The sequence below is a fragment of the Solibacillus isronensis genome (assembly GCF_900168685.1).
Taxonomy (GTDB): Bacteria; Bacillota; Bacilli; order Bacillales_A; family Planococcaceae; genus Solibacillus; species Solibacillus isronensis_A.
Genome location: NZ_FVZN01000014.1, coordinates 475,582 through 489,796 on the forward strand (window position 1 = coordinate 475,582; position 14,215 = coordinate 489,796).

A 14,215-nucleotide genomic window follows, 5' to 3' on the forward strand; every position below is an offset into this window, starting at 1 on the left:
AGTTGCTCGTCGAAAGTAGAATCTTTATTAGGGAATGTAGAACTTTTCATTCTGTAAGTAGAACTTTTGTATTGAAATGTAGAACCTTTCACGTGGAAAGTAGAAGCCGCCACTTTCATTAGCTAATGTCGATACGAAAGTAGAAACTTCCTTGAGGTAAGTAGAACTTTTATTACGAAATGTAGAACTTTTCACGTTGAAAGTAGAACAATCGACTTAAAAAGTAGAAGCCGCTGCATCTACTACCTATTATAACCATTTTAGTATAGCCCCTTTAGTGCTTTATTTTCCTTTCTTGTCACTTTTCATGTATTAAAAATATCAGATGGTCTGGTATTTATGTTAAAATAGGAAAGATATATCGTAAACGGAGGATTTGCTGTGTATAAATATTACGGAATCGCAATAATTGCAGTCATTTTGGATCAATGGACAAAGTGGCTCATTGTTAAAAATATGGAATTAGGGGAACGCATCAGTGTATGGGATCCTTGGTTTGGCATCTTATCACATCGTAACCGTGGTGCGGCATGGGGCATGTTAGAAGGACAAATGTGGTTGTTCTCACTCGTAACAGTTGCTGTCATTATCGCAATTATTTATTTTAATCATACAGAAGCAAAGGGTAAGCCACTATTTCATGTAAGCTTAATGCTGTTATTAGGTGGTGCGGTCGGTAACTTTATTGACCGTCTATTCCGAGGAGAAGTAGTTGATTTTGTCGATGTTTTTATACCGGTAATCAATTATCATTTCCCAATCTTCAATATAGCGGACGCAGCTTTAACAATTGCTGTTGTAATGCTTTTCATTACGATCATACTAGAAGAAAAAAAGGATAAGAAAAAGGTGAAATAATGACAGTAGTCACATTAACAATAGAAGAATTTGCAGGGGAACGTATCGATAAGGCGCTTTCACAAATGGAAGAATCTTGGTCACGTTCGCAAATTAGTAACTGGCTGGATGAAGAGCGTATTTTAGTAAATGGTGCAGCCGTAAAAGCAAAATATAAAGTAAAGCAAGGGGACGTTATTGAAGTAACGGTTCCTGAAGTAGAAGATCTGGAAATCGTTCCAGAAGATTTAAATTTGGAAATTGTTTATGAAGATGCCGACGTATTAGTTGTGAATAAACCGCGTGGAATGGTAGTTCACCCGGCACCAGGCCATACTTCAGGCACATTAGTAAATGGTTTAATGCATCATTGCAAAGACTTATCAGGCATTAACGGTGTAGCACGTCCAGGTATCGTACACCGTATTGATAAAGATACGTCAGGTCTATTAATGGTTGCCAAAAATGATGTTGCCCATGAAAGTCTTGTTAATCAGCTTGTTGAAAAGTCGGTAACACGTAAGTATACGGCTTTAGTACATGGTCATATTGCGCATGAAAAAGGAACAATTGATGCACCGATCGGCCGTGACCAAAAAGACCGTCAAAAGCAGGCAGTAGTCGATAAAGGCAAGCATGCGGTTACACATTTCCAAGTAATCGAGCGTTTCGGTGAGTTTACTTTAGTAGAGTGCCGTCTTGAAACAGGCCGTACTCACCAAATTCGTGTGCACATGAACTATATCGGTTTCCCGTTAGCAGGCGATCCGAAATACGGTCCAAGAAAAACAATCGATTTCGGCGGCCAAGTATTACATGCAGGTGTATTAGGATTTATCCACCCTGTAACGAAAGAATATTTAGAGTTTGAATCACCGCTACCGGAAGATTTCAAAAAATTATTAGAAGAATTACGCGGGTAATCGCGTTGGGCCGTCTCCTTATTGGGGGCGGTTTTTTAATTTTGGAAGCTTGCTCCGGCTTTTATTAGAACTGTTGAAACAGATATTAGAAATTATTGCGGCGATATTAGAAGATGTAGAGCTTTTATTAGAAAACGGCAGGAAATGGGTTCGATTTAAGGTGCTATTATCTGCATGTAGAGGCGTTCAGGTAGACTAGAGTGAATTTATTAGAACATTTTTACGGATATTAGAAAAAGCTTAGGACATATTAGCACATGGGGAAACTTTATTAGAAAATCTCGGATACTTATTTGAACAATTGACCATTATATTAGAACATCACACTTTTATTAGAAGATTTTGAAGTATATTAGAACATACGCCACACTTATTAGAAAATACACGCAAATCCAATAACAGAAATAAAATTCAGACTCTTCAAACATTGATTTTCAGTTGTCTGACCTTCATAAAGTTTATTGACTTATTAAATAATCAGGCCTATACTGACAACAGTGAACTACAGAACTTGACGAGAGCAGGCAGGTAGTCACAGCAAATCAAATCAAATCAATCTGAATATTGAATATTGTTCACCTTTAATGGCAGTCCAGAGAGGCTGAGAAGGGATAATGTGAAGCAACGGAATTTTTGTGCGCAAAAATACCCGTGTGCAGTTTTTCAACATGACTTTTCAAACCCTCTAGAACTTTCTAGAGGGTTTTTTGTTTGAAACTTACATTGATCATACCCTGTGAACACGGAAAAAACGAAAGGAGCAAAAAACATGGATAATTTTACAGTATTACTTGATGGACCATCGATGAACCGCGCGATAACGCGAATCGCACACGAAATTATTGAACGCAACAAAGGCATTGACGAAGTAATTTTAGTCGGGATTAAAACACGCGGCGCATATTTGGCAAGACGCCTTGCAGAAAGAATCGAAACGATCGAAGGGAAAGCGATTCGGACAGGAGAGCTTGATATCACATTGTACCGTGATGATTTATCACCTAAGCACGATCAGGCGCAAGTTAAGCAAGTCGATATTGAGCACCAAGTAAAGGATCAGAAAGTCGTGCTGATCGATGATGTTCTTTATACAGGAAGAACAGTTCGTGCAGCATTGGATGCCATTATGGATTTAGGCAGACCGGCGCAAATCCAGCTTGGGGTTCTCGTTGACCGGGGCCACCGTGAATTGCCGATACGTGCTGATTATGTAGGGAAAAATATCCCGACATCAAGCGTTGAACGCATTGTCGTTAATCTCGTAGAAACAGACAAAGAAGATATTGTAACAATTCATAAATTTGAGGAATAAGTGAATACAGGGAGAGAACATCATGACGAAAGCAGTATTGGATATTCATGAAAAACCTACAGTAGGGCAGCTGATTACATTTAGTTTCCAGCACATGTTTGCCATGTTCGGATCAACAATTTTAGTACCAAAATTAGTCGGGTTAAGCCCATCCATTGCGCTTTTAACAAGCGGAATTGCGACAATTATCTTTTTGATTATTACACAGTTTAAAGTACCGGCTTACTTAGGTTCATCATTTGCCTTTATCTCTCCGATTATATTAGTAGCAGGCTTAACAGAAGCAGGAGTTTCCATCAACCCTGGAAATGCAATGATCGGGGCAATGATGGTCGGGGTTGTATACGCAGTCGTATCATTATTAATTTGGAAAACAGGCTACAAATGGCTGATGAACATTTTACCGCCGATCGTCGTTGCACCGGTAATCATCGTAATCGGATTAGGGTTATCAGGCACGGCAGTAGATATGGCGATGAATGTGGACGGCAAATACAGCGGTCTTCACTTCTCGGCAGCATTAGTAACATTAGCTACGGCCATTATTTTCAACGTATTCTTTAAAAATATTTTAAGCGCGATGCCGATTCTTATGGGAATTGTAGTCGGCTATATATATTCAGTCATCATTGGCATCGTTGATTTCACGGCAGTAAAAAATGCGAAGTTCTTCACATTGCCGGACTTTTTAATCCCTGGTGTACACTACGAGTTCCAACTTACAGGAGCAATCTTTATCGGAATGGTGCCGATCGTCATTGTAACGATTTCAGAACATATCGGTCACCAGCTGGTATTGGGGAAAGTTGTAAACCGTAACTATATTAAAGACCCAGGCTTACATCGTTCGCTGTTAGGGGACGGTCTTGGAACATTTGCTTCAGCACTGATCGGTGGTCCGCCAAAAACAACATACGGCGAAAACATCGGGGTTCTTGCAATCACACGTGTATATTCAGTGTATGTAATTTTAGGGGCAGCAGTTGTTGCCATCGTCGTATCATTCTCAGGTCAGCTGATGGCACTGATTGAAACGATTCCGACAGCAGTGCTTGGCGGTATTTCAATTTTGTTATTCGGGATCATTGCAGCAAGCGGTTTACGTATGTTAGTGGAAAGCAAAGTGGACTTCGGAAATAACCGAAACATGGTCATTGCATCCGTAATACTGGTAGTCGGAATTGGCGGAGCAGCAATGCGCTTTACAGAAAGCTTTGCGATTGAAGGAATGGCATTAGCATCGATTATCGGTGTCATCTTGAATCTTGTATTGCCAGGTCGTGAAGTAACAGAAAAAGATATTTACGAAACAGAAGAATAAAAAAATATACCTTTTAAAGATTGTCCTGAGAGGCAAGGAAGGGTATGACATGCATGAAAGGATCATCAACAGGATGATGCTCTACCTTGTCACACCCTACAAGCCTCGCTAATGATGATAGCGAGGCTTATTTATGACGAGATATTGTATATTTAAACAAAAAGTAGATTAAATATTCATAATGTAATAAAATAATATCAAGCTAGCATTTACGCCGGGGCGTAATTGATATAAGCGGAGGTACTCACATGAAAAACTTATTATCGATGGAACATTTGTCAAATGAAGAAATAATGATGATTTTAAATCGAGCACAGCATTTCGAAGATGGTGAAAAACCTGTGTTACAACGTGAATTTCATGTAGCAAACCTTTTCTTTGAGCCAAGTACACGTACAAAAACGAGCTTTGAAATGGCGGAGCGTCGACTAGGATGTACAGTTATTCCATTTGATGCGGAGTTCTCAAGCACAACAAAGGGAGAAACGCTGTACGATACAGTCAAAACATTGGAAATGATCGGAATCGATGCAGTCGTTATTCGGGATAAGGAAGATGAATATTACAACGAGCTTTTGGAAGGAATCGGGTGTGCGGTCATTAATGCAGGAGACGGCGCAGGCCAGCATCCTTCACAGTCACTGCTGGATTTATACACGATTCAGAAAGAATTCGGGCGATTTGAAGATCTGAATATTACGATCGTCGGTGATATTTCACATAGCCGTGTTGCAAAATCAAATGCGACTGCACTTACTCGTTTAGGGGCAAATGTTCGGTTCCTATGTCCGCCAGCATGGGCAGGCAATTTCGAGGCGGCACATAGCTGGGATGAAGTACTGGAAGACAGCGATGTCATCATGCTGCTGCGTATCCAGCATGAACGTCATTCAGTAAGTAAAAACTTTTCGAAAGAAAGCTACCATGCAGAGTATGGCTTAACAATTGAACGTGAACAGCGGATGAAAGAGCGGGCTATCATTATGCACCCGGCACCGGTAAACCGCGATGTGGAAATTGCGGATGCTCTTGTTGAATGCAGTCGTTCACGCATATTTGAACAAGTGCGAAACGGTGTATTTACACGAATGGCCATTTTAGAAACGATTTTGAAAGGAAGAGATCAATATGACTACAGTTATACAAAATGTGAAGCTACTCAATGAGGAAGGCGAATTAGTAGTATCTACTATTGTAATAGAAAACGGCAAAATCGCTTCGATTAATGGAGACATTCCAGCTGGCGCTAAGCTGATTGACGGTAAAGGCCATTTCGCATCACCGGGTTTTGTCGATGTACATACACATTTACGTGAGCCTGGTTTTGAACATAAAGAAACGATCGCAACAGGTTCGGCATCTGCAGCAAAAGGCGGTTTTACAACAATTTGTGCGATGCCAAATACGAAGCCGGTACCGGATTCGGTAGAAAATATGCAGCTCATTAACGGATTGATCAAAGAAAGTGCAGTGATCAGAGTACTACCATATGGTTCATTAACAAAAGACATTTCAGGTGAAGTACGAACAAATATGCAAGAGTTAAAAGAACAAGGTGCAGTCGCTTTCTCGGATGACGGGATCGGTATTCAGCTAGCGTCGACTATGTATGAGCAAATGCAGCAGGCAGCAAAAATCGATGCGGTTGTTGTTGCACACTGTGAAGATAATTCCCTTATATACGATGGGGTTATGCATGAAGGAAAACGCAATAAAGAACTTGGATTACCAGGGATACCTTCTATTTGCGAGTCAGTACAAATTGCACGAGATGTACTGCTGGCTGAAGCGGCTGGTGCACGTTACCATGTATGTCACGTATCGACGAAAGAATCCGTACGTGCAGTAAGAGATGCAAAAGCAGCAGGAATTAAAGTGACTGCGGAAGTTTGTCCACACCACTTATTATTAGAAGAAATGGATATCCCATCAGATGATGCGAACTGGAAGATGAACCCGCCATTACGTGCTGCGGACGATAAAGACTCACTGCATGCAGCATTGCTGGATGGTACGATCGACTGTATCGCGACAGACCATGCACCGCATACAGAAGAGGAAAAATGCTGCGGTATGGTAGGTGCACCATTTGGAATTGTTGGATTTGAGACAGCATTCCCATTATTGTATACAAATTTTGTAGCGACAGGGAAATGGACATTAAAGCAATTAGTCGACTGGATGAGTGTAAAAGCAGCCCAAATTTTTGATCTTCCATACGGAACATTGGAAGTAGGAGCTTCAGCGGATCTTGTACTGATCGATTTGGATAAGGAACAGGCAATCGATGCAGAAGGGTTTGTTTCTAAAGGACGCAATACACCATTTAACGGATGGACAGCAAAAGGATGGCCGGTAGTAACGATGTTTGAAGGCAATATTGTATATCAGGAGGCAGAATAATGAAAAAGCGTTTATTAATTTTAGAAGATGGCACTGTATTTACAGGTACTGCATTTGGAAGCGATAAAGCAAGTCAAGGAGAAGTTGTATTTACAACAGGGATGACAGGCTACCAGGAAACAATTTCTGACCCGTCATTTTACGGGCAAATTGTTACATTAACATACCCGTTAGTCGGAAATTACGGCATCAACCGTGATGACTTTGAAGCAATCACTCCTGCGATCCGCGGTTTTGTAGTACGTGAATTGGCAGAGCAACCATCAAACTGGCGCTCGGATATGTCTTTAGGAGATTACTTGGCATCACAAAATATTCCTGGCATAGAAGGAATCGATACAAGAAAATTAACGCGCATTATTCGTACAAAAGGAGCTGTACGAGCGATTTTAACTGAAGCAGACGCCGAAGTGGATATCGCACAGATCGTCGCTCAATTACAAGAAACACCGTATATTACACACCATGTCCGCGAAGTATCGCCAAAAGCGGCATATCCGTCACCAGGACGCGGAAAACGTGTTGTGCTGATCGACTTTGGAATGAAGCACGGAATTTTACGTGAACTGAACAAGCGTGACTGTGATGTACTTGTCGTACCATACAATACGACAGCCGAACAAATTTTAGCAATGCATCCGGATGGCATCATGCTTTCAAATGGACCAGGGAACCCGGAAGATGTAACAGAAGGAATCGAAACAATTAAAGGACTAATCGGAAAAGTGCCAATCTTCGGTATTTGCCTAGGGCACCAGCTGTTTTCACTAGCATGTGGCGCAAAATCGTTCAAACTGCCATTCGGTCACCGAGGCGGAAATCACCCGGTAAAAAATCTGCGTACTGGCCGCACGGATTTAACGAGTCAAAACCATGGCTATGCAATTGATATCGAATCATTAAAAGATACTGATTTAGAGTTAACGCATGTCGCTTTAAATGATGGAACTTGTGAAGGGGTACGCCATAAGGAATATCCGATCTTCACTGTGCAGTATCACCCGGAAGCATCACCAGGTCCGGAAGATTCAAACTACCTATTTGACGAATTTATCGAAATGATGGAAATCGAAGCAGCAAAGGAGAACCAATATGCCTAAACGTACAGATATAAATACAATTTTAGTAATCGGCTCAGGTCCGATCGTAATCGGTCAAGCAGCGGAATTTGATTATGCAGGAACACAAGCATGTCTTTCATTAAAAGAAGAGGGCTATAAAGTAATCTTAATTAACTCGAACCCGGCGACAATTATGACAGATACTGAGATCGCAGACAAAGTATACATCGAGCCAATCAGCCTTGAATTTGTATCGCGCATTTTACGTAAAGAGCGTCCGGATGCCATTCTTTCTACATTAGGTGGTCAAACAGGATTAAATATGGCAATCGAGCTTGATGAGTCTGGCATTTTAGATGAACTAGGAATTGAAATTCTAGGTACGAAACTGGATGCCATTCATAAAGCTGAAGACCGTGACTTGTTCCGTAACTTAATGTATGAACTTGGTGCACCGGTTCCGGAGTCAGATATTATCCATAACATGGAAGAAGCTAAAGCATTCGTTGCAAAAATCGGTTATCCGGTAATCGTCCGTCCGGCATTTACACTTGGCGGAACAGGCGGCGGAATTTGCTATAACGATCAGGACTTACAGGAAATTGTAACGTCTGGTTTAAAATACTCTCCTGTAACACAATGTTTACTGGAAAAATCAATCGCAGGCTTTAAAGAGATTGAATATGAAGTAATGCGTGATGCGGCGGATAATGCAATTGTTGTATGTAATATGGAGAACTTTGACCCGGTAGGTATCCATACAGGTGACTCAATTGTTGTAGCACCAACACAAACATTATCGGATCGCGAAAACCAAATGCTGCGAAACATTTCACTCGATATTATTCGCGCATTAAAAATCGAAGGTGGCTGTAACGTTCAGCTGGCATTAGATCCTTACTCATTCCAGTACTATGTAATCGAAGTAAACCCGCGTGTATCGCGTTCATCTGCGTTAGCATCAAAAGCGACAGGTTATCCGATTGCAAAGCTTGCAGCAAAAATCGCAGTAGGACTTACACTGGATGAAATTAAAAACCCTGTTACAGGATCAACATTCGCTTGCTTCGAGCCGGCACTTGACTACATTGTCGCAAAAATTCCACGTTGGCCATTCGATAAGTTTGAATCGGCAAAACGTAACCTTGGTACACAAATGAAAGCGACTGGGGAAGTAATGGCACTTGGTCGTACATTTGAAGAAGCGATTTTAAAGGCTGTTCGTTCATTGGAAACTGGCCATGTTCATATTGAAATGAAAAATGCGGATGATTTAACAGATGCATGGATTGAAAAGCGTATTAAAAAAGCAGGGGATGAACGTCTATTCTTTATCGGTGAAGCAATGCGCCGTGGTGTAACAGCGGAAAAAATCCATGAATGGTCTGCAATTGATATGTTCTTCTTAACGAAGCTGAAGAAGATTGTAGATATGGAAACAACATTGGCAGAAAACATTGGCAATAAGGAAATTTTAAGAACTGCGAAACGTTTAGGCTTTGCGGATAAAAAAATTGCACAGCTTTGGGAAATGGAAGAGCGAGCGGTTTATGAATTCCGTAAAGAGCATGGAATTATTCCGGTATATAAAATGGTTGATACATGTGCGGCAGAATTCGAATCGAATACACCATACTTCTACGGCACATACGAGGATGAAAATGAGTCCATCCGTACTGACAAACCTTCTGTTGTAGTACTTGGCTCAGGTCCGATCCGTATCGGTCAAGGGGTAGAGTTCGACTATGCAACAGTTCACTCTGTATGGGCGATTCAAGAAGCAGGCTATGAAGCAATCATCATTAACTCAAATCCAGAAACGGTTTCGACCGACTTCTCGATTTCAGATAAATTATACTTCGAGCCATTAACAATTGAAGATGTGATGCACATTATCGATCTGGAGCAGCCAATCGGTGTAGTTGTACAGTTCGGCGGGCAAACAGCGATCAATTTAGCGGATAAGCTGGAAGCGAACGGTGTGAAAATTTTAGGAACGACACTTGAAGATATCGACCGTGCGGAAAACCGTAATAAATTCGAAGCGGCATTACAAAAACTGAAAATTCCGCAGCCACCTGGCGATACAGCAACATCCGCTGAAGGTGCGATGAAAATTGCGGAAGGTTTAGGTTTCCCTGTATTAGTTCGCCCATCATATGTACTAGGCGGTCGTGCAATGGAAATCGTTTATAACATGGAAGAGCTTGCTCACTATATGACAAACGCGGTTGAAGCATCACCGGATCACCCTGTATTGGTAGACCGCTACTTAACAGGACAGGAAATTGAAGTCGATGCCATCTGTGACGGGGAGAATGTGTTAATTCCGGGAATCATGGAGCATATTGAACGCGCAGGGGTACACTCAGGTGACTCAATCAGTGTATATCCACCACAAAAATTAACAGATGCTCAGAAAGAAACATTAGTAGACTATACAACTCGCCTTGCAAAAGGTCTTGGCATTGTCGGTTTAATGAATATCCAATATGTAATGAGCGAAGGCGAAATTTACGTAATCGAAGTAAATCCTCGCTCAAGCCGTACTGTACCGTTCTTAAGTAAAATTACAAACATCCCAATGGCAAATATCGCGACAAAAGCGATTCTTGGTCAATCGATTATTGAACAAGGCTACCCAACAGGACTGGCAAAAGAACAGCAAGGCGTATTCGTAAAAGTACCGGTATTCTCATTCGCGAAATTACGCCGTGTCGACATTACATTAGGGCCTGAAATGAAATCAACAGGGGAAGTAATGGGGAAAGATGCAACATACGAAAAAGCATTATATAAAGGTTTCGTAGCAGCAGGCATGGAAATTAAAACACATGGTACGATCCTGTTCACTGTATCGGATAAAGACAAACAGGAAGCAATCAGCCTGGCGAAACGCTTCTCAACAGTCGGATACCGCATCGTAGCAACAGAAGGTACAGCGAAAACATTTGAAGCAAATGGTATTAAAACAGATATCGTTGAAAAAATCGGCGGTAAAGGCAAAACATTAATCGATATGATTCAAAACGGTGAAGCTCAATTAGTAGTCAATACATTAACAAAAGGGAAACAGCCGGCACGCGATGGCTTCCGTATTCGCCGTGAATCGGTAGAAAACGGCGTACCATGTCTGACTTCATTAGACACAGCAGAAGCAATGCTGCGCGTAATAGAATCAATGACATTTACAGCAGAAGAAATGCCGAAAGCGGAGGTTGTACACTAAAATGATTCGTCAAGAGAAAATGACAGTTGTGGCACAAGAGCAAATTGCGACGAACATTTTCGAATTGACACTGCAAGGACAACTGGTTCAGGACATGTCGCCTGGCCAGTTTGTTCATGTAAAGGTGTCAAACACATTCGAGCCCTTGTTGCGTCGACCAATCAGTATTGCCAATGTCGATAAAGAAAAAAATGAATTTACGATGATTTACCGTGCTGAAGGTCGTGGCACAAAATTTCTGGCAACAAACCGCGAAAATGAAATCGTGGATGTTTTAGGTCCGTTAGGGAACGGGTTCCCTGTTGAAGCGGCAAAACCCGGCCAAACAGCGCTTTTAGTCGGTGGGGGAATAGGTGTCCCGCCACTCCATGAATTAGCGAAACAACTGAATGCGCGCGGCGTGAAAACGATCCATGTACTAGGTTTCCAATCAGAGGATGTATGCTTCTACGAGGAACAATTCAATGCTTTAGGCGATACGTACTATGCAACTGTAGACGGGACGAAGGGAATTAAAGGGTTTGTTACAACTGTATTTGATGAAGTAAAGCCCGAGTTTGATCTGTTTTATTCATGTGGTCCATTGCCGATGCTTCGCGCTTTAGAAGGCTATTACCCTGAAAAAGAGGGATACCTATCCTTTGAGGAACGGATGGGCTGCGGTATCGGTGCGTGCTTTGCATGTGTATGTGATACAACTGAAGGTCACGGAAAAGACTATGTAAAAGTGTGCTCGGACGGGCCAGTATTCCCGAAAGGAGTTGTGGCATTATGAGCCGTTTAAACTTACAATTGCCAGGTTTGGACTTAAAAAATCCAATTATGCCCGCGTCAGGCTGCTTTGGCTTTGGGCGCGAATATGCTCAGCTTTATAACTTGTCAAAGCTAGGAGCCATCATGATTAAAGCAACAACTGTTGAAACGCGTAAAGGAAATCCGACACCGCGTGTAGCAGAAACATCAGCTGGTATGCTTAATGCAATCGGTCTGCAAAATCCAGGGATTGAAAAGGTAATGGCAGAAGAGCTGAAGTTTTTGGAAAGCTATGATGTCCCGGTTATTGCCAATGTTGCCGGCACAGAAGTTGCGGATTATGTGGAAGTAGCAGAGCGTATTTCAAAGGCATCTAACGTAAAGGCGTTAGAATTGAATATTTCTTGTCCGAATGTCAAATGCGGCGGGATACAGTTCGGGACGGATCCGGAAACAGCTAAGCAGTTAACTGCTGCTGTAAAGGCGGTTTCAAGTGTACCTGTATATGTAAAACTATCTCCGAACGTGACAAATATCGTAGACATTGCAAAAGCGGTTGAAGCAGGCGGAGCGGACGGTATAACGATGATTAACACACTCGTGGGAATGCGTTTGGACGAGCGTACAGGGAAACCTGTCATTGCAAACGGGACAGGTGGCTTATCAGGTCCGGCAATTAAACCGGTAGCGATACGCATGGTGTATGACGTTTATAAAGCAGTGAACATTCCGATTATCGGGATGGGCGGGGTAACTTGTGCACAGGATGTAATCGATTTTATGTCTGCCGGTGCATCAGCTGTGGCAGTTGGTACAGCAAACTTTGTTGATCATTTCGTATGCCCGACAATTATTGAGGAATTACCTGACTTGCTTGACACGTTGAATGTGAACCATATTTCAGAAATTATCGGAAGGAGCCACCGTTAATATGAAGACAAAACCTATTATTGCTTTAGATTTTCCCGGTGAAAAAGAAGTGATGAGCTTTTTAGGGCAATTCGAAGAGAAACTTTTCGTTAAAATCGGGATGGAACTGTATATGCAGGAAGGTCCCAATATTGTGAGAAAAGTAAAAGAACAAGGACACGATATATTTTTAGATTTAAAGCTTCATGACATCCCGAACACTGTGAAATCAGCGATGAAGGGCTTAGCGGGGCTTGGTGTGGATTTAGTGAATGTCCATGCTGCAGGTGGACGTGCAATGCTGGAAGGTGCATTGGAAGGTTTGGAGGCCGGTACACCAGCCGGAGCTAAAAGAGCAGCATTAATTGCCGTTACACAACTGACGTCTACGACAGAACAGCAAATGCAAGAAGAGCAAAAAATAGCCCTATCTTTAAAAGAATCCGTTTTACAATATGCACAGCTGACAAAACAAGCTGGTCTTCAGGGTGTAGTCTGTTCAGTTCATGAGGCACAGGCAATCCGTGAAGCATGCGGTGATGACTTTTTACGGGTGACACCGGGTATTCGTATGCTTGGCGGGGATTCACATGATCAGCAGCGTATTGCAACCCCTGATGGAGCTAAAAAGGATGGTTCTTCATTAATTGTTGTAGGTCGTGCCATTACTGGAGCTGTCAATCCGGTAAAAGCGTATCAAGAAGTTTGTAACTTATGGGAGGCTAACTAAAATGTCATTACAAAACGAAATTGCACATGCAATGCTAAAAGTAGGAGCGGTGGAATTAAATCCAACCGATTTATTTACATGGGCTTCAGGAATTCAGTCGCCGATTTATTGCGATACACGTTTAACAATTTCAGATCCTGTTATTCGCAAACAGCTTGCCAATGGACTGTCCTCATTAATCGATGAGCATTTTTCTGACTGTGAAGTAGTTGCGGGTACTGCTACTGCGGGGATTCCACATGCTGCTTGGGTTGCGGATATTATGCAATTGCCGATGGTGTATGTGCGTTCGAAAGCAAAAGAGCACGGGCGAGGAAACCAGATTGAAGGAAAATATGCAAAAGGTCAAAAGGTCGTTGTAATTGAGGATATCATCTCAACAGGAGGTTCATCTATTACTGCTGTTGAAGCGTTACGTAATGCAGGTTGCGAAGTGTTAGGGGTCGTATGTGTATATACATATAATCTGCCAAAAGCGGATCAGGTATTTGAAGAAGCTGGCGTAAAATTTGTTTCATTAACAAATTTCGATTACTTAATCGATGCGGCAAAAGAAGCAGCTGCTATTCAGGAAGATGACATTCCATTCTTGAAAAAGTGGCATCAAGACTTAAAAACAGGAAATTTAAAATAAAATAAAAAATTCAATCCGTGGGGGTATCAGCCCCCACGGATTGTTTGTTAAACTAATCGGGCTACTGCTGATAGTATGATTCCCGACTTATCCGAGATAAAAA

At 41.9% G+C, this 14,215-nt stretch carries 13 protein-coding genes; all 13 read left to right on the forward strand.

Translation table 11 applies throughout. From position 1 onward, the window contains the following. The first annotated feature begins 381 nt into the window (after positions 1 to 381). A complete protein-coding gene (gene lspA / locus B5473_RS10960; protein WP_079525056.1) occupies positions 382 to 858 on the forward strand; it encodes a signal peptidase II in 477 nt (158 codons plus the stop codon). Beyond that, positions 858 to 1,760, forward strand: a complete 903-nt coding sequence (locus tag B5473_RS10965) for an RluA family pseudouridine synthase (protein WP_079525058.1) — start codon at positions 858 to 860, stop codon at positions 1,758 to 1,760. Before lspA ends, B5473_RS10965 begins: the two co-directional genes overlap by 1 nt. A gap of 73 nt (positions 1,761 to 1,833) precedes the next feature. Next, on the forward strand, positions 1,834 to 1,959 hold the full coding sequence (locus B5473_RS21100) for a hypothetical protein (protein ID WP_303047317.1): 126 nt from the start codon (positions 1,834 to 1,836) through the stop codon (positions 1,957 to 1,959). Between the two features lie 570 nt (positions 1,960 to 2,529). After that, positions 2,530 to 3,072 carry a bifunctional pyr operon transcriptional regulator/uracil phosphoribosyltransferase PyrR gene (gene pyrR, locus B5473_RS10970; protein ID WP_079525060.1) on the forward strand — a complete coding sequence of 181 codons (543 nt, stop codon included), beginning with the start codon at positions 2,530 to 2,532 and terminating at the stop codon, positions 3,070 to 3,072. Between the two features lie 22 nt (positions 3,073 to 3,094). Then, on the forward strand, positions 3,095 to 4,393 hold the full coding sequence (locus B5473_RS10975; protein ID WP_079525062.1) for a solute carrier family 23 protein: 1,299 nt from the start codon (positions 3,095 to 3,097) through the stop codon (positions 4,391 to 4,393). 248 nt (positions 4,394 to 4,641) lie between these two features. After that, positions 4,642 to 5,559: an aspartate carbamoyltransferase catalytic subunit gene (locus B5473_RS10980; protein ID WP_079525064.1), complete on the forward strand. Its 918-nt coding sequence runs from the start codon at positions 4,642 to 4,644 to the stop codon at positions 5,557 to 5,559. Then, positions 5,522 to 6,796, forward strand: coding sequence for a dihydroorotase (locus tag B5473_RS10985; RefSeq protein ID WP_079525066.1), 1,275 nt, complete (start codon positions 5,522 to 5,524; stop codon positions 6,794 to 6,796). The genes B5473_RS10980 and B5473_RS10985 overlap by 38 nt, the downstream gene beginning before the upstream one ends. Further along, the gene (locus B5473_RS10990; RefSeq protein ID WP_079525068.1) at positions 6,796 to 7,896 is read left to right on the forward strand and encodes a carbamoyl phosphate synthase small subunit; all 1,101 of its coding nucleotides are present in this window, start codon (positions 6,796 to 6,798) and stop codon (positions 7,894 to 7,896) included. The genes B5473_RS10985 and B5473_RS10990 overlap by 1 nt, the downstream gene beginning before the upstream one ends. Then, positions 7,889 to 11,086: a carbamoyl-phosphate synthase large subunit gene (gene carB, locus B5473_RS10995; protein ID WP_079525070.1), complete on the forward strand. Its 3,198-nt coding sequence runs from the start codon at positions 7,889 to 7,891 to the stop codon at positions 11,084 to 11,086. The genes B5473_RS10990 and carB overlap by 8 nt, the downstream gene beginning before the upstream one ends. A gap of 1 nt (position 11,087) precedes the next feature. Continuing rightward, the gene (locus B5473_RS11000) at positions 11,088 to 11,861 is read left to right on the forward strand and encodes a dihydroorotate dehydrogenase electron transfer subunit (protein ID WP_079525072.1); all 774 of its coding nucleotides are present in this window, start codon (positions 11,088 to 11,090) and stop codon (positions 11,859 to 11,861) included. Next, positions 11,858 to 12,769: a dihydroorotate dehydrogenase gene (locus B5473_RS11005; protein WP_079525074.1), complete on the forward strand. Its 912-nt coding sequence runs from the start codon at positions 11,858 to 11,860 to the stop codon at positions 12,767 to 12,769. Before B5473_RS11000 ends, B5473_RS11005 begins: the two co-directional genes overlap by 4 nt. A gap of 1 nt (position 12,770) precedes the next feature. Then, a complete protein-coding gene (gene pyrF, locus B5473_RS11010; RefSeq protein ID WP_079525076.1) occupies positions 12,771 to 13,478 on the forward strand; it encodes an orotidine-5'-phosphate decarboxylase in 708 nt (235 codons plus the stop codon). Between the two features lies 1 nt (position 13,479). After that, positions 13,480 to 14,112 carry an orotate phosphoribosyltransferase gene (gene pyrE / locus B5473_RS11015; RefSeq protein ID WP_079525078.1) on the forward strand — a complete coding sequence of 211 codons (633 nt, stop codon included), beginning with the start codon at positions 13,480 to 13,482 and terminating at the stop codon, positions 14,110 to 14,112. Positions 14,113 to 14,215: the final 103 nt, after the last annotated feature.